The following is a 19528-nucleotide window of genomic DNA, read 5'->3' on the forward strand; positions in this document are numbered from 1 at the left end:
AAGACCACCAGCCACGAATTTACACTCTAGAGCAAATGATCGGGGCGTCAAGGGATCGGCTTTTGTCGGCGGGGAGCAGTTCACCAAAGTTTGAAGCAGGTAACGCTATTGCCACGATTCAGTCACAATTGGCCCGTTTTTTTGCGCACGTTACAGTGCGGCGGGACGATGCCGAAGATGATAAAATAGTAACTATCCCCACTTTGAATAACCGAAACCTGCCCCCATATCAGAGGGCAGAGCAGAGAAGATGAGCAGCGATGGGCAATAACAACGACTGGCTAAATTTTGAACACTTGGCCGAAGAAAAACAAATCGATGCGGTAAAACCGCCGTCTATGTATAAAGTTATACTTAACAACGACGATTACACACCGATGGAATTTGTGATTGACGTTCTGCAAAAGTTCTTTTCTTATGATATTGAACGCGCAACGCAACTGATGCTCACGGTCCACTATCAAGGCAAGGCGATCTGTGGTGTTTTTACCGCCGAGGTGGCGGAAACCAAAGTCGTCCATGTGAACCGGTACGCAAGGGAGAACGAGCATCCGTTGCTTTGTACGCTGGAAAAAGCCTGAATAAGGCAATCTATTGGGGAGGTGCTTATGCTCAATCAAGAACTGGAACTCAGTCTCAACATGGCTTTCGCCAGGGCGCGTGAGCACAGACACGAGTTTATGACCGTGGAGCACCTGTTGCTGGCGTTGCTGAGCAACCCTGCCGCGCGAGAAGCGCTTGAGGCATGTACGGTGGATCTGGCCGCGTTGCGCCAGGAGCTGGAAGCCTTCATCGAACAAACCACACCGACGCTGCCCGCCGGCGAAGAAGAGCGCGACACTCAGCCGACGCTCAGCTTCCAGCGCGTGCTGCAGCGCGCGGTCTTCCATGTGCAATCTTCCGGCCGCAGCGAAGTGTCCGGCGCCAACGTGTTGGTGGCCATCTTCAGCGAGCAGGAGTCGCAGGCGGCCTATCTGCTGCGCAAACACGACGTCAGCCGTCTCGACGTGGTGAACTTCATTTCACATGGCACGCGTAAAGACGAGCCGGGCCAAGCGCCGAATGCGGAAAACCCGGTGAACGAAGAGCAGTCCGGAGGGGAAGACCGTATGGAAAACTTCACCACCAACCTCAATCAGTTGGCCCGTGTGGGCGGCATCGATCCGTTGATCGGCCGCGATCGTGAGCTGGAGCGCGCGATTCAGGTGCTGTGCCGCCGTCGTAAAAACAACCCGCTGTTGGTCGGCGAATCCGGCGTGGGCAAGACCGCCATCGCCGAAGGCCTGGCCTGGCGTATCGTGCAGGGCGACGTGCCGGAAGTGATGGCGGACTGCACGCTGTATTCGCTGGATATCGGTTCACTGCTGGCCGGCACCAAATACCGCGGCGACTTCGAGAAACGCTTCAAGGCGCTGCTCAAGCAGCTGGAACAGGATCAGAACAGCATCCTGTTCATCGATGAAATTCACACCATCATCGGTGCCGGTGCGGCTTCCGGCGGGCAAGTGGATGCCGCCAACCTGATCAAACCGCTGCTGTCGAGCGGCAAGATCCGGGTGATCGGCTCGACCACCTACCAGGAGTTCAGCAACATCTTCGAAAAGGATCGCGCTTTGGCGCGCCGTTTCCAGAAGATCGATATCACCGAACCGACGGCGGAAGAGACCGTTCAGATCATCAACGGCCTGAAGACCAAATATGAAGCGCATCACGACGTGCGTTATACCGCCAAGGCGATCCGCGCCGCGGTGGAGCTGTCGGTGAAATACATCAACGATCGTCATCTGCCGGACAAAGCGATCGACGTGATCGACGAGGCGGGCGCCCGCAGCCGACTGATGCCGGCCAGCAAGCGCAAGAAAACCGTCAACGTGGCCGATATCGAATCCGTGGTGGCGCGCATCGCTCGTATCCCGGAGAAAACCGTGTCGGCCAGCGATCGCGACGTGCTGAGAAACCTGGGCGATCGCTTGAAGATGCTGGTATTCGGTCAGGATCAGGCGATCGAAGCGCTGACGGAAGCCATCAAGATGAGCCGCGCCGGTCTGGGCCACGAACGCAAGCCGGTCGGTTCCTTCCTGTTCGCCGGGCCGACCGGGGTCGGGAAAACCGAGGTCACCGTACAGCTGGCCAAGGCGATGGATATCGAGCTGCTGCGTTTCGACATGTCCGAGTACATGGAGCGGCATACCGTCAGCCGTCTGATCGGCGCGCCTCCGGGCTATGTCGGTTACGATCAGGGCGGGCTGCTGACCGATGCGGTGATCAAGCATCCGCATGCGGTAGTGCTGCTCGATGAGATCGAGAAGGCGCACCCGGACGTGTTCAACCTGCTGCTGCAGGTGATGGACAACGGCACGCTGACCGACAACAACGGCCGCAAGGCGGACTTCCGCAATGTGATCCTGGTGATGACCACCAACGCCGGGGTGCGGGAAACCGAACGCAAATCGATCGGCCTGGTGCAGCAGGACAACAGCACCGACGCGATGGAAGAGATCAAGAAGGTGTTTACGCCAGAGTTCCGCAACCGTCTGGACAACATCATCTGGTTCAACCATCTGTCTACCGAGGTGATCCAGCAGGTGGTCGACAAGTTTATCGTCGAACTGCAGGCGCAGCTGGATGCGAAGGGCGTCTCGCTGGAAGTGAGCGACGAAGCACGCGACTGGCTGTCGGTGAAGGGCTACGACCGTGCGATGGGCGCTCGTCCGATGGCGCGCGTCATGCAGGAAAACCTGAAGAAACCGTTGGCCAACGAGCTGCTGTTCGGTTCGCTGGTGGACGGCGGTTCCGTGAAGGTCGAGCTGGACAAGGACAAGAAACAGCTGACCTACCACTTCCTCAGTGCCGCCAAGCGCAAGGCGGACGAGGGTGCGGTGCATTAAGGCCGCTTCAGGCAAAGAAAAAGCGATGCTTCGGCATCGCTTTTTTTTATGGGTGAGATTCACCGTACAACAGAAACGAGTGAGCCCTCTCAGTTTACCTGCGCACCTGCAACCCGTTGTGTAACGTCGCTGCGGGGGTAAACGGAAAGGGCTCCCGAGGGATTACATCCTCGATGCCGCCAGCATGTGGCGCGCGGTGAGCCGATTAACGGCTACGGAAGACAATGCGGCCTTTGCTCAGGTCGTACGGGGTCAGCTCTACAGTGACTTTGTCGCCCGTCAGGATGCGGATATAGTTTTTACGCATTTTACCGGAGATGTGTGCGGTTACCACGTGCCCGTTTTCCAATTCAACGCGGAACATGGTGTTCGGCAGCGTATCAAGAACGGTGCCCTGCATTTCAATATTGTCTTCTTTGGCCATCGAATCCTCTAGGTCTAACTACCTTAGTTTTTAACCGGCAAGATAATGCCGAAAAACCCCCATTATGTAAAGATGTGTCGGTGAACATTGCACCGTTTCCATCAATTAGTTTACTGGAGAGGGCGGTTCAACCGGCTGTGGGGATATGACTTGCGGCGCCCAGCACGCCGACGTCAAAGGCCGCCGTTGAAGGGTGCTGAGCTGCTGCAAAAATTGACGGCGCGGAATTTCACGCGCGCCAAGGCGGGCAGTGTGAGCGTTCAGCACCTGGCAGTCAATCAATTCCCCGCCATAAGCGGCAAAATGGCGGCAAAAGGCCATCAATGCGCATTTTGAGGCGTTGGTGACGCGGCTGAACATCGATTCGCCGCAGAACAACGCGCCCTGCGCCACGCCGTACATGCCGCCGACCAGTTGATCATCCTGCCATACTTCCACCGAGTGTGCGTAGCCGAGGCGATGCAGATGCTGATAGGCACGCTGTACCTCCGGGCCGATCCAGGTGCCTTCATCCGGCCGGTGGGCGCAGGCGGCGATCACCGCGGCGAAATCGTGATTGAGCGTGATGCGAAACGGATCGTGGCGCAAAAAGCGTTTCAGACTGCGGTTGAGATGAAACTCGGCAGGGAACAGCACCGCACGCGGATCGGGTGACCACCACAGAATCGCTTCCCCCGGCGAGTACCAGGGGAAGATGCCGCGCTCGTAGGCTGCCAACAGTCGCGGCGCCGTGAGGTCGCCGCCGATCGCCAGCAGGCCGTTGGGATCGCGCAGGGCGCCCTCAGGCGAGGGAAACGCCAGCGACTGGGGGAAAGCTTAACGATGCGCATACAAGGTCTCTGCGTCCTCTACGGGCCGATTACGGCGCCAGGTTGCTGATACGGTTGCGAAAGCGTGCATAGCGGCCCTGCTGGCGCATCAGGGTGGCGTGATCGCCCTGTTCGACAATTTGGCCGTCATCCATTACGCAAATGCGGTCGAGATGTTCCAGGCCGTACAAACGGTGCGTCACCAGGATCAGCGTCTTGCCCTGACAATGCCGGCGCAGCAGCGCCAGGATCTGCTGTTCGGTTTCGGCGTCCAGCCCTTCGGTCGGTTCGTCAAGCAGCAGCAGCGGGGCCGAATGCAGCAGCGCGCGGGCGATACCCAGTCGGCGCTGTTCGCCGCCGGACAGCTGCCGGCCGCCTTCGCCCAACCAGGCGTTCAGCCCGCCGTCGCTGTCCAGCAATTTGCCCAGCCCAACCTGCTGCAGTACGTCACTCAGGCGAGCGTCGTCGGCATTCGGTGCGGCCAACCGCAGGTTTTCCCGCAGCGTATCGCTGAAGATATGCACTCGCTGGCTGACGACCGTGGTCATCCGACGCAGCGTGGTTTCATCATAATCCTCCAGCGGTTCGCCGTTGAGCAGAATTTTGCCGCCGTCGGTGCGCCAGGCGCGGGTCAGCAGCTGCAGCAGGGTGGACTTGCCGCAGCCGGTGCGGCCGAGCAAGGCGATGTGTTCGCCGGCCGCGACCTCGAGCGTGACGTCGCGCAGCACCGGCTGCGGCTGATCGGGATAGGTGAAACTCAGCTGCTGCAGGCTGAGCTGAGCGCGATCGGCCGCGGCCGGGCCGACGGCAGGGAAGGTGACCTCCGGCTGACGATCGATGATCTGTTTGACCCGCGTGGCGGAGGCGATCACCTGGCCGAGGTGCTGGAAGGCACCGGCGACCGGCATCAGCGCTTCGAACGACGCCAGTGCGGCGAAGACAAACAGCGCGATCAGGGCTCCGGGCTGGGTATCGCCGCCGATGCCGGCGGCGGTCAGCCACAGCAGCAGCGTCACCGTCAGACCGCTGGCGAGAATCATCAGCGCCTGCGCCTTGCCGCTCAGCGAGGCCTGCTGCCACTGGCGGCGTTGCCACCGCTGTTCGGTGGCGTTCAGCGTCTGGCGGAAGTCGTTGACGGCACCGAACACCACCAGCTCTGCCTGCCCCTGCAGCCAGGCGGTTAGGTCGGTACGGTATTGGCCGCGCAGCGCGGTGAGTTGGCCGCCGATCGGTTTGCCGGCGCGGTAGAACACCGGCGGCACCAGCAGCAACAGCAGCAACAGAATGCCACCCAACGTCAGGGCGAGCGCAGGATCCAGCCAGCTCAGGCCGTAGGTGACCACCAGGATCACCACCGCCGCGCTGATCAGCGGCGAGATCACCCGCAGATAAAGGTGATCCAGCGTGTCCACGTCCGCCACCAGGCGGTTGAGCAGGTCGGCCTGGCGAAAGCGAGCGATGCCGCCCGGCGCCAACGGCAGGATCTTGCTGAAGGTGAACACTCGCAAGTGCGACAGCACGCGGAAGGTGGCGTCGTGGCTGACCACGCGCTCGGCGTAGCGCCCGGCGGTGCGGAAGATCGCCGCGCCGCGCACGCCGGCGGCCGGCAGCATGTAGTTGAAGGTCAGCAGGCCCGCCAATCCGGCCAGCGAAGAGGCGGCCAGGAACCAGCCGGAAAGCGCCAGCAGGCCGATGCTGGCCAGCAGGGTGACGATCGCCAAAAGGATGCCCAGGCTAATCAGCAGGCTATGGCGGCGATACAACGCCAAAAACGGCAGCAAAACGCGCATGATTAAAGCTCCCCGCGGCGATGGGCGATCAGAGTGGCGAACAGGCCCGGCTGGGCGCTGAGGGTGGCGTAATCGCCCTGTTGCACGATGCGCCCGTTATCCATCACCCAGATCTGATCGTAGTCTTCGGTGTCTTCCAACTGGTGCGTGACCAGTAGGGTGGTTTGCTGATGCGAAGCGGCATTCAACGCCTGCATCACCCGTTGTTCGCTGTGGGCATCGAGACTGGCGGCCGGTTCATCCAGCAGCAGCAAGCGGCGCGGGCCGATCAGCGCCCGGGCGACCGCCACGCGCTGCGCCTGGCCGACCGACAGGCGGGCGGCGTTGTCGCCCACTTCGGTGTCGAGCCCCTGCGGCAGATACGGCAACAGTTCGCTGACGTAGGCGAGTTCCACCGCCTGCTGCAGCTGCGCTTCGTCGGCCTGCGGGCAGCCCAGCAGGATATTGGCGCGCAAGGTTTGCGCCGGCAGGTGCGGGTTCTGACCGACCCAGCTCAGCTGTTGCCTCCAGTTTTCTGCGGACAGTTCACGCAGCTCGATGCCGTTGACGGTCAACGAGCCGCGGTAGGGCAGGAAGCCGAGCAGCAGATTGAGCAGCGAGCTTTTGCCGGCGCCGCTCAGCCCGACCAGCGCTACGCGCTGCTGCGGTAGCAGGGTGAAACTCAGCGGCCCGGCCAGCAGTACGCCGTTCGGCGACAGGATTTCCAATGCGTTCGCCTGCAGCGTCAGCGGTTGATCGGCGGGCAGTTGCCGCGTGCCGTTGCCCATCTGCTCGCCTTCGGCGCTGAGGAAGGTTTCCAGCGCTTCCGCCGCGCCGACCGCCTGCGCCTTGGCATGGTAGAAGGTGCCGAGATCGCGCAGCGGTTGGAAAAACTCCGGCGCCAGAATCAGCACCAGAAAACCGGAAAACAGCGTTACGCCGAGGCCGTAGCTGCCGAAGTTGAGTTCGCCGAGGTAAGAAAAGCCGAAGTACACCGCCACCACGGCGATGGAAATCGAAGCGAAGAACTCCAGCACGCCGGAAGAGAGGAAGGCCATACGCAGCACTTCCATGGTGCGGCTGCGGAAGTCTTCGGAGGATTTGGCGATCTGCGCCGTTTCGGCCTGCGCGCGGTCGAACAACCGCAGGGTGTCCAGGCCGCGCAGGCGGTCGAGGAAGTTGCCGCTCAATCGCGCCAGCGCCACGAAGTTGCGGCGGTTGGCATCGGCGGCTCCCATGCCGACCAGCGCCATGAACAGCGGGATCAGCGGCGCGGTCGCCAGCAAAATGATGCCTGCGGCCCAATTGATCGGGAAGACGGCGATCAGGATCAGCAGCGGGATGAAGACTGCCAGATACATCTGCGGCAGATAGCGCGAGTAATAGTCCTGCATATCCTCGATCTGCTCGACGATGATGCTGGCCCAACTGCCCGCCGGTTTGCCCTGGATCCAGGCCGGGCCGAGCTGCTGCAGTTTATCCAGCACCTGCTGGCGCATGCGCTGACGGATCACCTGGCCACACAGGAAACCGACCCGTTCCCGCAGCCAGCTCAACAGCGCCCGCAATGCGAACGCGACGGCCAGCCAGATAAACGAAGGGATCAGCTGTTCGCGCGGGGTATGTTCGATGATCAGGGCGTGCAGCAGGCTGGCCAACAGCCACGCCTGCGCCACGATCAGCAGGCCGCTGAACAGCCCCAACAGCATGGAAAGGCGCAGCCAACGCTGCGCCAACGAACTCTGGGTTTTAAGCCAACGGGTTAACTGTTGCTGTCTGTTTTTTTTCATCAGATATGCGTCTGCGTCGCCGGTGCCCGTTTGTTACAGGCTGGGTTAACGTACTGTTAAATAATAGTGTTTGGCGCAATCGGCGACAAACAAGCGAGGTCCCATGTTACCTCGTCACCCGGCAGACTGAAAATAATAAAGCGGCCAAATGTGGCTATAACAGACGCGTTACCGACTATTTGACTTGCTCACTCGTGGCCTCGGCTTCCAGAGCGGCGCGCACCGACGCTCGCTCTGCGATCCGCGTCACATAATGCTGGAGCGGTGGCCACTCGCTCAGCGAAATCTCGAAGCGCGCCATCCAGCGCAACACGGTAAACAGATAAGCGTCAGCGACGCTGAAATACGTTCCCAATAGGTAAGTTTGTTGTGCCAACGCTTGCGCGAGATAACCCAATCGCCGTCTCAACTTGTCGCGCAGCAACGCCTTGGCATCTTCGGGCAGGGCATCATTGAACAAGGGGGCGGCACCGGCATGGATCTCGCTGGTGATGAAATTAAGCCATTCCTGCAGCCTTACCCGCTCAAAGGCCGTCGGTGGCGGTGCCAGCCGGCTCTCTGGGCGCTGGTCGGCGAGGTATTGAACGATGGCGGGGCCTTCGGTGATCACGTTGCCGTCGTCCAGCTGCAGGGCGGCGACGTAACCTTTTGGGTTGATGCGATAGAAATCCTCACCGTCGGCGCAGCGCTTGCTGCGATTGTTTACCCTGACCAGGGTGAAAGGGATCGCTAATTCCCGCAGGACGATATGTGGGGCCAGCGAGCAGGCATCGGGAGCAAAATACAGCTTCATGCTATTTCCTTGTGGGTCAATGAGAACGCTTGCCACAGCATGCCGACGCGGATGTCGGCGGGAAAATGGAAATTTCAGAAAGCCGCTATTAGCTCAGCGACTGGCCAGGGTTTGCTCCTGTTCGCGCAGATAATTCAGCAGGGTTTGGACGGGCGGTAGGGCCGCCGCCTCGGATGAGCAGGCCAGGCCGAAACGACGATAAACCGGCGCAACGAGCGGTAGAGCGCAAACTCCGAGCGCATCGGGCGGGATCACCGACGCGGGCATCAGCGCAACGCCCGTGCCTTCTCTGACCAGCGTCAACGCCGTTTGCCAATCGCTGACAGTGGCGCGGATATCGGCCAGTGCCAGGCCCGACTGCTGCGCCAAACTTTGCGCATTCACATCACATCCGCCGGTCGCCAGGATGAAAGGCAGCCGGAACAGGGCATCCAGCGCCACCGGCCGCCGCGCTCGCGCCAGCGGGTGCGCGCTGGGCACGACCGCCAACCAGGTGTCTTCCCCCAAAGGGAAACACAGCCGCTCCGGTGCCGGATTGAGCACCACGCCGATGTCTGCCGTTGCCGATGTTAACCAGCTCTCCACTTCGTGGTCGGTGCCCTCGAGCGTAATCAGCTCAATGTCGGGATACAGACGACGAAACTTGCGCAGCAGCGGCGGCAACAGCGTGCTAAATGCCGACGGGAAACTGGCCAGGCGTATTTTGCCCGCGTGCGCGTTACCGGCTTGCTGCGCGCATTGTTGAATGGCCCGCAGTCCTTCCAACATCGTGCGGGCATGGGCGACGATCTGTAGGCCGCTTTGGGTCAGGACGACATTGTGTGGCTGGCGCACCAAAAGCCGGGTGCTCAGCATCGTCTCCAGTTGAGCGATGGCCTGGCTGGCGGCAGACTGCGTCATGCCGCAGAGCGCCGCAGCCTGAGTGATGGTGCCGTTGTCGGCGACGGCAACCAGCAGGCGCCAGTGAAGAAGATTATGCATCGGCGTGCATCCTCCTGGGGCTGAAGACAAAAAAAGCGGCTCGAGAGCCGCTTTTTGCTGATGAAGAGAACGTCTTAGCAGACTTCTGCGCCGGCGATGCCGTCCAGGTAACGCTCTGCGTCCAGCGCCGCCATACAGCCGGTGCCGGCGGAGGTGATTGCCTGACGGTAGATGTGATCCATCACGTCGCCAGCGGCGAAGACGCCGGGGATGGTGGTTTGGGTCGCATTGCCGTGAATGCCGGACTGCACCTTGATGTAGCCGTTTTCCAGCTCCAGTTGGCCGCCGAAGATGCCGGTGTTCGGGCTGTGGCCGATGGCGATGAACACGCCGGCCAGTTCCAGTTCACGGGTTTCGTTTTCCGCTTTGGTGCTGCGGATACGCACGCCGGTCACGCCCATTTCATCGCCCAGCACTTCGTCCAGCGTATGGTCGGTGTGCAGCACGATGTTGCCGCTTTTCACTTTTTCCATCAGCCGGTCGATCAGGATCTTCTCTGAACGGAAGCTGTCGCGGCGGTGGATCAGGTGAACCTCGGCGGCGATGTTGGACAGGTACAGCGCTTCTTCAACGGCAGTGTTGCCGCCGCCGACCACGGCGACTTTCTGGTTACGGTAGAAGAAACCGTCGCAGGTCGCACAGGCGGAAACGCCTTTGCCCTTGAAGGCGTCTTCGGAAGGCAGGCCAAGGTAGCGGGCGGAGGCACCGGTCGCAATGATCAGCGCGTCGCAGCTGTATTCGCCGCTGTCGCCGAACAGGCGAAACGGGCGCTGCTGCAGATCGACGCTGTTGATATGATCGAAGACGATCTCAGTCTGGAACTTCTCCGCGTGTTCGCGCATGCGCTCCATCAGCGCCGGACCGGTCAGGCCTTCGGCGTCGCCCGGCCAGTTTTCCACTTCGGTAGTGGTGGTCAGCTGGCCGCCTTGCTCCAGACCGGTGATCAGCACCGGGCTCAGGTTGGCGCGCGCCGCGTAGACGGCGGCGGTGTAACCGGCCGGGCCGGAGCCCAGAATCAGTAATTTGCTATGTTTAGCCGTGCCCATGAATAACCTCTTTATTCCACAATGGCGGACAATGAAGCCGATTGTAGGGAAAATGGCGCAGTAAAAAAAGCGCCGGGCGACGTTGTTAACGATTTGTATGATAGTTGTCGCCTATTAATGCGCCCGCTGTCGGCAAATCGTACGCCGAACGCAGAAATTTACCTTATCAAAGCCGCATTCGGCTACCGAATCGCCAACCGCGCAAAAACGGCGCATTCTGCGACTTCAGCCGCTCCCTACCGGGGTTTATCTGCCAGCGATTCATAACCAAAAATGGGATGCAGACTTTTCATGACGGTACGTTGTTCTGATTTTGCTTCTTTTACTTTGACAATCCGCTGCGCATTTGCGAAAACATCATAGGAAGAAGAAATTATCCCCGTAACACCAGCAAATCGTACGTATTTGCGCCGCGAGGCGGCAATGCGCGGTGGATGTGCGGAGCAGGGCGCGCAAGCGTTTGCTGATTTTTTCTCGACCTAAACGTCGTTGCCGGCGTCGCGCGGGGTTGGACAGACAGGCTGCGCGGCGTGGAATGATGGTAGTGAAGAAGCATATGACAGGCATCGGGTCTTCGCTTGGAACGAACCCTTACACATTGACGTTGGCTAGGGTGTGGCAAGTGCACGGAAGAAAATAAGAGAGACAATAATAATGGCAGACAACAAGAAACGCCCGGGTAAAGATCTCGACCGTATCGACCGCAACATCCTGAATGAGCTGCAGAAGGATGGGCGTATTTCGAACGTCGAGCTTTCGAAGCGCGTGGGGTTATCCCCGACACCATGTTTAGAACGCGTGCGCCGTCTCGAGCGCCAGGGTTTCATTCATGGCTATACCGCATTGCTTAACCCGCATTATCTGGATGCGTCCCTGCTGGTTTTCGTGGAGATCACGCTGAACCGTGGCGCGCCGGATGTGTTTGAGCAATTCAACTCGGCAGTGCAGAAGCTTGAAGAGATTCAGGAGTGTCATCTGGTTTCCGGTGATTTCGACTACCTGTTGAAAACCCGCGTACCGGACATGTCGGCGTACCGCAAACTGCTGGGCGAAACCTTGCTGCGTTTGCCGGGGGTTAACGACACCCGTACCTACGTAGTGATGGAAGAAGTGAAACAGAGTAACCGTCTGGTTATCAAAACACGGTAAGGTGCAGGTGCAAAACCTGATTAAATTGGTTACACTCCTGTTTATTCATACAGTTTCGGCGCCGGGGAAGCTTCTCGGCGCTGTTGCTATGTCAGCTAACAGGAACCTGGAGAGCCTTTCTTGAGCCAGGAATATACAGAAGATAAAGAAGTTACCCTGAAAAGACTCAGCAGTGGCCGGCGTTTGCTGGAGGCTGCGCTTATCGTGGTAGCGATTTTTGCCGTTTACCTCATGGCTGCGTTGGTCAGTTTCAATCCGTCTGACCCAAGCTGGTCGCAGACCGCGTGGCATGAGCCGATTCACAATTTGGGCGGCGGTGTTGGGGCCTGGTTGGCCGACACGCTGTTCTTCACCTTCGGGGTGCTCGCCTACGCGATACCGCCGATCATGCTGATCCTGTGCTGGGCAGCCTATCGCCAACGCGGCAACAAAGACTACGTCGACTATTTCGCGCTCTCCCTGCGCCTGATCGGTACCTTGGCGTTAGTGCTTACCTCCTGCGGGTTGGCGGCGCTGAACGTTGACGATCTCTATTACTTCGCTTCCGGCGGCGTGATCGGCAGCCTGCTGAGCAACGCCATGTTGCCGTGGTTCAACGGCATCGGCGCTACGCTGGCGCTGCTGTGCGTGTGGGCGGCGGGGCTGACGCTGTTTACCGGCTGGTCCTGGCTGGTGATCGCCGAGAAGATCGGCGGTGCGGTGTTGGGCGTCGCGACGGTGATGACCAATCGCTCACGCCGCGAAGATCGCTATTTCGAGGATGACGAGCGTTACGTTGACGACGAGCCTGAGCAGGCAGGGAAGGGCGCCGCTGCAGCGGTTGCGGCGACCGCCGCCGGAGCCGCGGCTGCCGATGACGACGTGCTGTTCTCCGCACCCTCGGTCACCGAAAGCGCCAAAGAGGCGGGGGAAGACGCCGCCGATCCGTTGCTCAGCGGCCTGCGAGCCGACGATAGTGAGGTTGAAGCCGACGCCGCGCCAATCGCGCCGGCGGCTTCGCCTGCACCAGCGGTGAAGGCAGAGATCCACGAGCCCGTTGCCGCGCCGATCGCCACACAGGCGCCGTCGGTAACGGTGGCGCCGGCCGCGCCGGCCTCGGTCAATCAGCACCCGGTGAGCACCCCGGCGCAAGACGCCACGCCGCCGCTGTATTCCTTCGAAATCCCGGAAGAAACACCAGCGCCTAAGGCGACGCGCCCTGTCGATCCTTATCAGGATGACGATGAGCCGCGCCTGGGCAATTGGCAAGAGCCGGCCCCGCAGCCGACAGCGCGTTCTCCCTTTGATTTTACCGCCGCGCAGCGCGACAGTGCCGACGTCAGCGGAGCAGGTGGTTTCAGCGCCACCGGCGCCAAGCCACAACTGGATACGGCAGCCGCTGCCGCTGCGGGCGCCGCGGCGGCGACCTTTATGCCGGCCTTCACGGCGACCAGCGACGGCAATTCTCAGGTTAAACAGGGTATCGGCCCTGAGTTGCCGCGGCCGAATCCGGTGCGTATTCCGACCCGTCGTGAGCTGGCTTCCTACGGCATCAAGCTGCCTTCGCAGCGTGCTGCCGAACAGGAACAGCGCCAGGCGGAGCCTCAACAGCCGACGGCGATAAATCCGCAGGAAGAAGAGGCGCAGCAAGAAGCCGCGCTGCGCCAGGCGTTCGCCGAACAGCAAAGCCAGCGCTATGGCGAAAGCTACGCGCCGGAGCAGGATGATGAACAGGCTCAGCAGGAAGCCGAGCTGAGTAAAGCGTTCGCCGAACAACAGAACCAACGTTACGGTGAAGTCCAACAGGACGATGAAGAGGCGCGGCAAGAGGCTGCGCTGCGTCAGGCTTTCGCCGAGCAGCAGCAGGCGCGTTATGGTCAGCAAGAGACTGCCCCGCAGGCGCCGGCCGCCAGCCCGGTCGATACCCGTAATGCTTTCAGCTTCTCGCCGATGGCGGATTTAGTGGACGATGGCCCGAGCGAGCCGATGTTCACGCTGTCCCCACAGCTTGAAGAGCGCATTGAACAGCAAAGCGAGCAAGAGGACGACGTGCCGTTTGGCCAGTTTGAGCCTGCGGCGCCGGCTGCCCAGCAACCGCATGCGCAGCCGCAACAATACCAACAGCCGCAGCAGCAATCTTATCAGCAGCCGCAGCAACAACAGCAGTATCAACAGCCGTCGCAGCAGCAATATCAGCAGCCACAGCAACCGGTGCAGCAGCAGCCTCAGCAAGCTCCGGCTGAGCCGCACCCGGCGATGGACAGCCTGATTCACCCGTTCCTGATGCGCAACGATCAGCCGCTGCAGAAGCCGACCACGCCACTGCCGACGCTGGATCTGCTGACCGAAGCGCCGAAAGAGGTGGAGCCGGTCGACTCCTTCGCGCTGGAACAGAAAGCGCGCTTGGTGGAGGCCAGTTTGGCCGATTACCGCGTAAAAGCCGACGTGGTGGATATCCTGCCGGGGCCGGTCATCACCCGCTTCGAGCTGGATCTGGCGCCGGGCGTTAAAGCGGCGCGCATTTCCAACCTGTCGCGCGATCTGGCGCGCTCGCTGTCGACTTCGGCGGTGCGCGTGGTGGAAGTGATCCCCGGTAAGCCTTACGTCGGTCTGGAGCTGCCGAACGCCAAGCGTCAAACGGTGTACCTGCGCGAAGTGCTGGACTGCCCGGCCTTCCGCGACAACCCGTCGCCGCTGTCCATCGTATTGGGTAAGGACATCTCCGGCGAACCGGTGGTGGCCGATCTGGGCAAAATGCCGCACTTGCTGGTCGCCGGTACCACCGGTTCCGGTAAGTCGGTCGGGGTCAACGCCATGATCCTGAGCATCCTGTATAAAGCCACGCCGAAAGAAGTGCGCTTTATCATGATCGACCCGAAAATGCTGGAGCTGTCGGTTTACGAAGGTATTCCGCACCTGTTGACCGATGTGGTCACCGACATGAAAGACGCCGCCAACGCGCTGCGCTGGTGCGTGGGTGAGATGGAACGCCGCTACAAACTGATGTCTGCCCTGGGCGTGCGTAACCTGGCCGGCTACAACGAGCGTGTCGATCAGGCCGAAGCGATGGGGCGTCCGATCCCGGATCCGTTCTGGAAACCGACCGACAGCATGGACATCACGCCGCCGGTGTTGGAGAAAGAGCCGTACATCGTGGTGATGGTCGACGAATTCGCCGACCTGATCATGACGGTTGGCAAGAAGGTTGAAGAGTTGATCGCTCGCCTGGCGCAAAAAGCGCGTGCGGCGGGTATCCACCTGGTGCTGGCGACCCAGCGTCCTTCGGTGGATGTGATCACAGGTCTTATCAAGGCCAACATTCCGACGCGTATCGCCTTTACCGTGTCGAGCAAGATCGACTCCCGCACCATCCTCGATCAGGGGGGCGCCGAGTCCTTGCTGGGTATGGGTGACATGCTCTATCTGGCGCCGAACTCCTCGATCCCGGTGCGTGTACATGGCGCATTCGTGCGCGATCAGGAAGTGCACGCGGTGGTCAAGGATTGGAAAGCGCGCGAGCGGCCCCAATATAAAGAGGGCATTCTCAGCGGCGGCGAAGATGGCGAGGGCGGTGCCGGTGGCGGGATGGACGGCGACGAAGAGCTGGATCCGTTGTTTGACCAGGCGGTGGATTTCGTGGTGGATAAACGCCGCGCCTCCATCTCCGGCGTACAGCGCCAGTTCCGCATCGGCTATAACCGCGCCGCGCGCATCATCGAACAGATGGAGGCGCAGGGCATCGTCAGCGAGCAGGGGCACAACGGCAACCGCGAGGTGCTGGCGCCGCCGCGGCACGATTGATGCTCGCTTAGCCATTGTAATTCAATAAGAAAGGGCCGCTTAAGCGGCCCTTGTGCAAAGAAGCGTAAACCCGTTTCTTCTCGGAACATTGGCCTACCGGCCGATCGCCGGCTTCAGGTAAAGTAACGGAGTAAAGGGTTGATTGACCCGCACGGCGTCGCCCTGCGGTTAACGCATTTCATAAGGTATCTGGAATAATGAAAAAACTGTTAGTTGCCTGCTGTCTGCTTTCGGGATTCGCTTCTACCTCCGTGCTGGCCGATGCCGCACAGGATCTACAAAGTCGCCTGGCGAAGGTGAACAGTTTCCACGCCAGCTTCTCGCAAACCGTGACCAGCGCTGAAGGCGCCGCGGTGCAACAGGGTGAAGGCGAGCTGTGGGTGAAGCGGCCGAACCTGTTCAACTGGCACATGACGTCACCCGATGAGAGCGTGCTGGTTTCCGATGGCCAGACCCTGTGGTTCTACAACCCGTTCGTCGAGCAGGTGACGGCGACCTGGCTGAAGAACGCCACCGGCAATACGCCGTTTATGCTGATCACCCGCAATAACGCCAGCGACTGGAAGCAGTACAACGTGAAGCAAAAGGGCGATGATTTCGAATTGACGCCAAAATCCGCCAGCGGCAACCTGAAGCAATTCGCCATCAGCGTGACCAACAGCGGCACCATCCGCAGCTTTGCCGCGGTGGAGCAGGATGGCCAGCGTAGTGCTTATACGCTGAAAAGCCAGCAGAACGTTGCCGCCGATCCGGCCAAATTCAAATTTACCCCGCCGAAGGGGGTGACGCTGGACGACCAGCGCCAGTGAGGTGCAAGTGAGTAATAATCTGTCGCTCGATTTTTCCCAGAACGAGTTCCAGCCGCTGGCCGCGCGTATGCGCCCGACCACGCTGGCGCAGTATATCGGCCAGCAGCACCTGCTGGCCGCCGGCAAGCCGCTGCCGCGCGCCATCGAGGCCGGGCAGCTGCACTCGATGATTTTATGGGGGCCGCCGGGCACCGGGAAGACGACGCTGGCAGAGCTGATCGGCCGTTACGGTCAGGCGGATGTCGAACGGATCTCCGCCGTGACCTCCGGTATCAAGGAGATCCGCGAGGCGATCGAGCGGGCGCGGCAAAATCGCGACGCCGGCCGCCGCACCATCCTGTTCGTCGACGAAGTGCACCGCTTCAATAAGAGCCAGCAGGACGCTTTCCTGCCGCACATCGAAGACGGCACCATCACCTTTATCGGCGCCACTACCGAAAATCCGTCGTTCGAGCTGAACTCGGCGCTGTTGTCCCGCGCCCGCGTTTACCTGCTGAAGGCGCTGACCGCCGAAGATATCGGCCAGGTGCTGGATCAGGCGATGAGCGATAAGGCGCGCGGCTTTGGCAATCAGAACGTCGAGCTGCCCGCGGAAACGCGCCGCCTGCTGTCGGAGTTGGTGGGCGGCGATGCGCGCCGGGCGCTGAACAGCCTGGAAATGATGGCAGACATGGCGGAGCTCGACGCCAAAGGCGTGCGGGTGCTGACGCCGGAGCTGCTCAAGGAGGTGTCGGGCGAGCGCAGTGCGCGCTTCGACAACAAGGGCGACCGTTATTACGACCTGATTTCCGCGTTGCATAAATCAGTGCGCGGTTCGGCGCCGGACGCCGCGCTGTACTGGTATGCGCGTATCATTACCGCCGGCGGCGATCCGCTCTATGTGGCGCGCCGTCTGTTGGCGATTGCCTCTGAAGACGTGGGCAACGCCGATCCGCGCGGCATGCAGGTGGCGATCGCCGCCTGGGATTGTTTCACCCGCGTGGGGCCAGCAGAGGGCGAGCGCGCCATCGCGCAGGCGATTGTTTACCTGGCCTGTGCGCCGAAGAGCAACGCGGTTTACACCGCGTTCAAGGCCGCCATGCGCGACGCCAAAGAGCAGGCCGATTATGACGTGCCGGAGCACCTGCGCAACGCGCCGACCAAGCTGATGAAGGAGATGGGGCTGGGGGCGGAGTACCGTTACGCCCACGACGAACCCAACGCCTACGCCGCCGGCGAGAACTATTTCCCGCCCGAAATGGCCAAGACACGCTACTATCAACCGACCTCGCGTGGGCTTGAAGGGAAAATCGGCGAAAAGTTGGCATGGCTGGCTGAGCAGGATCAAAATAGCCCGACAAAACGCTACCGCTAGCGAGGCCGTTGCGGTAAGGTTAGCGGGTATCACTCTTCTTTTATGCGGCTATAAATCAGCCGCATAGAACAACAACACTTCTTTCAATAACAACAAGCACAGGATTAGCATGCTCGATCCCAATCTGCTGCGTAATGAGCTAGACGCAGTCGCCGTCAAACTGGCTCGCCGAGGCTTTAAACTCGATCTGGATCTGCTGCGTTCGCAGGAAGAACGTCGCAAAGTTCTGCAGGTAGAAACTGAAACGCTGCAAGCGGAACGAAACTCCCGATCGAAATCCATCGGCGCGGCCAAAGCGCGTGGGGAAGACATCGAGCCGCTGCGTCGCGAAGTGAACGAGCTGGGTGACAAGCTGGATGCCGCCAAGGCAGAGCTGGACACGCTGCAGAGCGAGATCCGCGATTACGCCTTGACGCTGCCTAACCTGCCGGACGACGCCGTGCCGGATGGTAAAGACGACAGTGAAAACCTGGAAGTCACCCGCTGGGGCGAACCGCGCCAGTACGACTTCGCGGTGCGCGATCACGTCGATCTGGGCGAAATGGCCGGCGGGCTGGATTTTGCCGCCGCGGTTAAGCTGACCGGTTCGCGCTTCGTGGTCATGAAGGGGCAAATCGCCCGCATGCACCGCGCGCTGTCCCAGTTCATGCTGGATCTGCACACCGAGCAGCACGGCTACCTGGAGGCCTACGTGCCTTACCTGGTCAACCACGCCACGCTGTACGGTACCGGCCAACTGCCGAAGTTCGGCGAAGACCTGTTCCATACCCGTCCGCTGGAAGAAGAAGCCGACAGCAGCAACTACGCGCTGATCCCAACGGCGGAAGTGCCGCTGACCAACCTGGTGCGCGACGAGATCGTGGAAGAGGAATCTCTGCCGCTGAAGATGACCGCGCACACGCCATGCTTCCGTGCGGAAGCCGGTTCTTACGGCCGTGACACCCGCGGTTTGATCCGCATGCACCAGTTCGACAAGGTCGAAATGGTGCAGATCGTCCGTCCGGAAGATTCGATGGATGCCCTGGAAGAGCTGACCGGCCACGCGGAAAAAGTGCTGCAGTTGCTGAACCTGCCTTACCGCAAGGTGCTGCTGTGCACCGGCGACATGGGCTTCGGCGCCTGCAAGACCTACGATCTGGAAGTGTGGCTGCCTGCGCAGAACACCTACCGCGAGATCTCGTCCTGCTCCAACATGTGGGACTTCCAGGCGCGCCGCATGCAGGCTCGCTGCCGCAGCAAGGCCGACAAGAAGCCGCGTCTGGTCCACACGCTGAACGGTTCCGGCCTGGCGGTCGGTCGTACGCTGGTGGCGGTGCTGGAAAACTACCAGCAGGCCGACGGTCGCATTCAGGTGCCTGAAGTGTTGCGTCCTTATATGGGCGGCCTGGAATATATCGGCTAAACGGCAAACCACGAAAAAAGCGCCTGCGGGCGCTTTTTTTATGTTGAGAATTCAGTCTGTCGTCAGCGCGTAAGCCTGTTGAATGTAGTCCGCAAGATGTTTGCTTTTCACCTCGCCGGACGAGTGGAGCTTGATGTGCCGCCGATACTGGCCGTTGCCTTCGAGCTGATGATGGCTGTCTGCCATCCGGTAGCCGTGGCCGAACTCCACCGTGACGTGGTGGCGATAGGCGAAAACGCCGCAGAAAAATTGGCTATGCGAGAACATGATGCCGCCGTATTTGACCGATTCGGTTACGCCGTTGCCGCTCGCCGCAGCAATCCGCCGCACCTGCTGCACAATGGCCAGCAGCTCGCCGTGCGTGCTGCCGATATCCGCCAGCAGGGCCTCTACCGCCGCATCATTTGCGTGTTCCATCTTGCCTCCTCATCGTTAAATCCGCTCTGCGCTGAGCATAGCGCTTTTTCAGCCGGTTAGCCGGAAACAAATCGTGCGGTGGAATGATAAGAGGCGATTGACTTTTTTATCGCCAGT

14 protein-coding genes and 1 pseudogene are annotated in these 19528 nt (G+C 60.6%); 7 read left to right on the forward strand and 8 right to left on the reverse strand.

Going from position 1 to position 19528, the window contains the following annotated elements; all coding sequences use genetic code 11:
* Nucleotides 1-260: 260 nt before the first annotated feature.
* Entirely contained in the window at nt 261-581 is a 321-nt protein-coding gene (clpS, locus tag ACMGGW_RS06825) for an ATP-dependent Clp protease adapter ClpS (RefSeq protein WP_004928347.1), read from the forward strand.
* A 27-nt stretch (nt 582-608) separates the two neighbouring features.
* Complete coding sequence (clpA, locus tag ACMGGW_RS06830) at nt 609-2888, forward strand: ATP-dependent Clp protease ATP-binding subunit ClpA (RefSeq protein WP_025302261.1); 2280 nt, start codon at nt 609-611, stop codon at nt 2886-2888.
* Between the two features lie 205 nt (nt 2889-3093).
* On the opposite strand, the gene infA is transcribed toward clpA, so the two are convergent.
* From infA to trxB, 7 genes and pseudogenes are all read right to left on the reverse strand, one after another.
* The gene (infA, locus tag ACMGGW_RS06835; protein ID WP_002211347.1) at nt 3094-3312 is read right to left on the reverse strand and encodes a translation initiation factor IF-1; all 219 of its coding nucleotides are present in this window, start codon (nt 3310-3312) and stop codon (nt 3094-3096) included.
* A 105-nt stretch (nt 3313-3417) separates the two neighbouring features.
* Nucleotides 3418-4142, reverse strand: a pseudogene (gene aat / locus ACMGGW_RS06840) (leucyl/phenylalanyl-tRNA--protein transferase).
* Between the two features lie 29 nt (nt 4143-4171).
* Nucleotides 4172-5911, reverse strand: coding sequence for a heme ABC transporter ATP-binding protein/permease CydC (cydC, locus tag ACMGGW_RS06845; RefSeq protein WP_197832205.1), 1740 nt, complete (start codon nt 5909-5911; stop codon nt 4172-4174).
* A gap of 2 nt (nt 5912-5913) precedes the next feature.
* The gene (gene cydD / locus ACMGGW_RS06850; protein ID WP_060447477.1) at nt 5914-7680 is read right to left on the reverse strand and encodes a heme ABC transporter permease/ATP-binding protein CydD; all 1767 of its coding nucleotides are present in this window, start codon (nt 7678-7680) and stop codon (nt 5914-5916) included.
* Nucleotides 7681-7855: 175 nt separating this feature from the next.
* The gene (gene gstA / locus ACMGGW_RS06855; RefSeq protein ID WP_049204244.1) at nt 7856-8473 is read right to left on the reverse strand and encodes a glutathione transferase GstA; all 618 of its coding nucleotides are present in this window, start codon (nt 8471-8473) and stop codon (nt 7856-7858) included.
* 93 nt (nt 8474-8566) lie between these two features.
* Nucleotides 8567-9454, reverse strand: a complete 888-nt coding sequence (locus ACMGGW_RS06860) for a LysR family transcriptional regulator (protein ID WP_025302266.1) — start codon at nt 9452-9454, stop codon at nt 8567-8569.
* 74 nt (nt 9455-9528) lie between these two features.
* A complete protein-coding gene (gene trxB / locus ACMGGW_RS06865; protein WP_049204246.1) occupies nt 9529-10500 on the reverse strand; it encodes a thioredoxin-disulfide reductase in 972 nt (323 codons plus the stop codon).
* A 654-nt stretch (nt 10501-11154) separates the two neighbouring features.
* Between trxB and lrp the strand changes: the two genes are divergently transcribed.
* The 5 genes from lrp to serS all read left to right on the forward strand — a co-directional run bounded on the left by lrp (nt 11155) and on the right by serS (nt 18994).
* Nucleotides 11155-11649, forward strand: a complete 495-nt coding sequence (gene lrp / locus ACMGGW_RS06870; RefSeq protein WP_004928318.1) for a leucine-responsive transcriptional regulator Lrp — start codon at nt 11155-11157, stop codon at nt 11647-11649.
* A 120-nt stretch (nt 11650-11769) separates the two neighbouring features.
* On the forward strand, nt 11770-15429 hold the full coding sequence (locus ACMGGW_RS06875; RefSeq protein ID WP_197832204.1) for a DNA translocase FtsK 4TM domain-containing protein: 3660 nt from the start codon (nt 11770-11772) through the stop codon (nt 15427-15429).
* Between the two features lie 197 nt (nt 15430-15626).
* Nucleotides 15627-16238 carry an outer membrane lipoprotein chaperone LolA gene (gene lolA / locus ACMGGW_RS06880; RefSeq protein ID WP_015377319.1) on the forward strand — a complete coding sequence of 204 codons (612 nt, stop codon included), beginning with the start codon at nt 15627-15629 and terminating at the stop codon, nt 16236-16238.
* A gap of 67 nt (nt 16239-16305) precedes the next feature.
* Complete coding sequence (locus ACMGGW_RS06885) at nt 16306-17592, forward strand: replication-associated recombination protein A (protein WP_049204286.1); 1287 nt, start codon at nt 16306-16308, stop codon at nt 17590-17592.
* Between the two features lie 109 nt (nt 17593-17701).
* A complete protein-coding gene (gene serS, locus ACMGGW_RS06890; RefSeq protein ID WP_197770825.1) occupies nt 17702-18994 on the forward strand; it encodes a serine--tRNA ligase in 1293 nt (430 codons plus the stop codon).
* Nucleotides 18995-19045: 51 nt separating this feature from the next.
* Here the strand turns inward: serS and ACMGGW_RS06895 are convergent, their stop codons facing one another.
* Nucleotides 19046-19411 carry a DUF1801 domain-containing protein gene (locus tag ACMGGW_RS06895; protein ID WP_197832203.1) on the reverse strand — a complete coding sequence of 122 codons (366 nt, stop codon included), beginning with the start codon at nt 19409-19411 and terminating at the stop codon, nt 19046-19048.
* Between the last annotated feature and the right edge of the window lie 117 nt (nt 19412-19528).

The organism is Serratia sp. BNK-4, from assembly GCF_048685115.1.
Taxonomy (GTDB): Bacteria; Pseudomonadota; Gammaproteobacteria; order Enterobacterales; family Enterobacteriaceae; genus Serratia; species Serratia bockelmannii.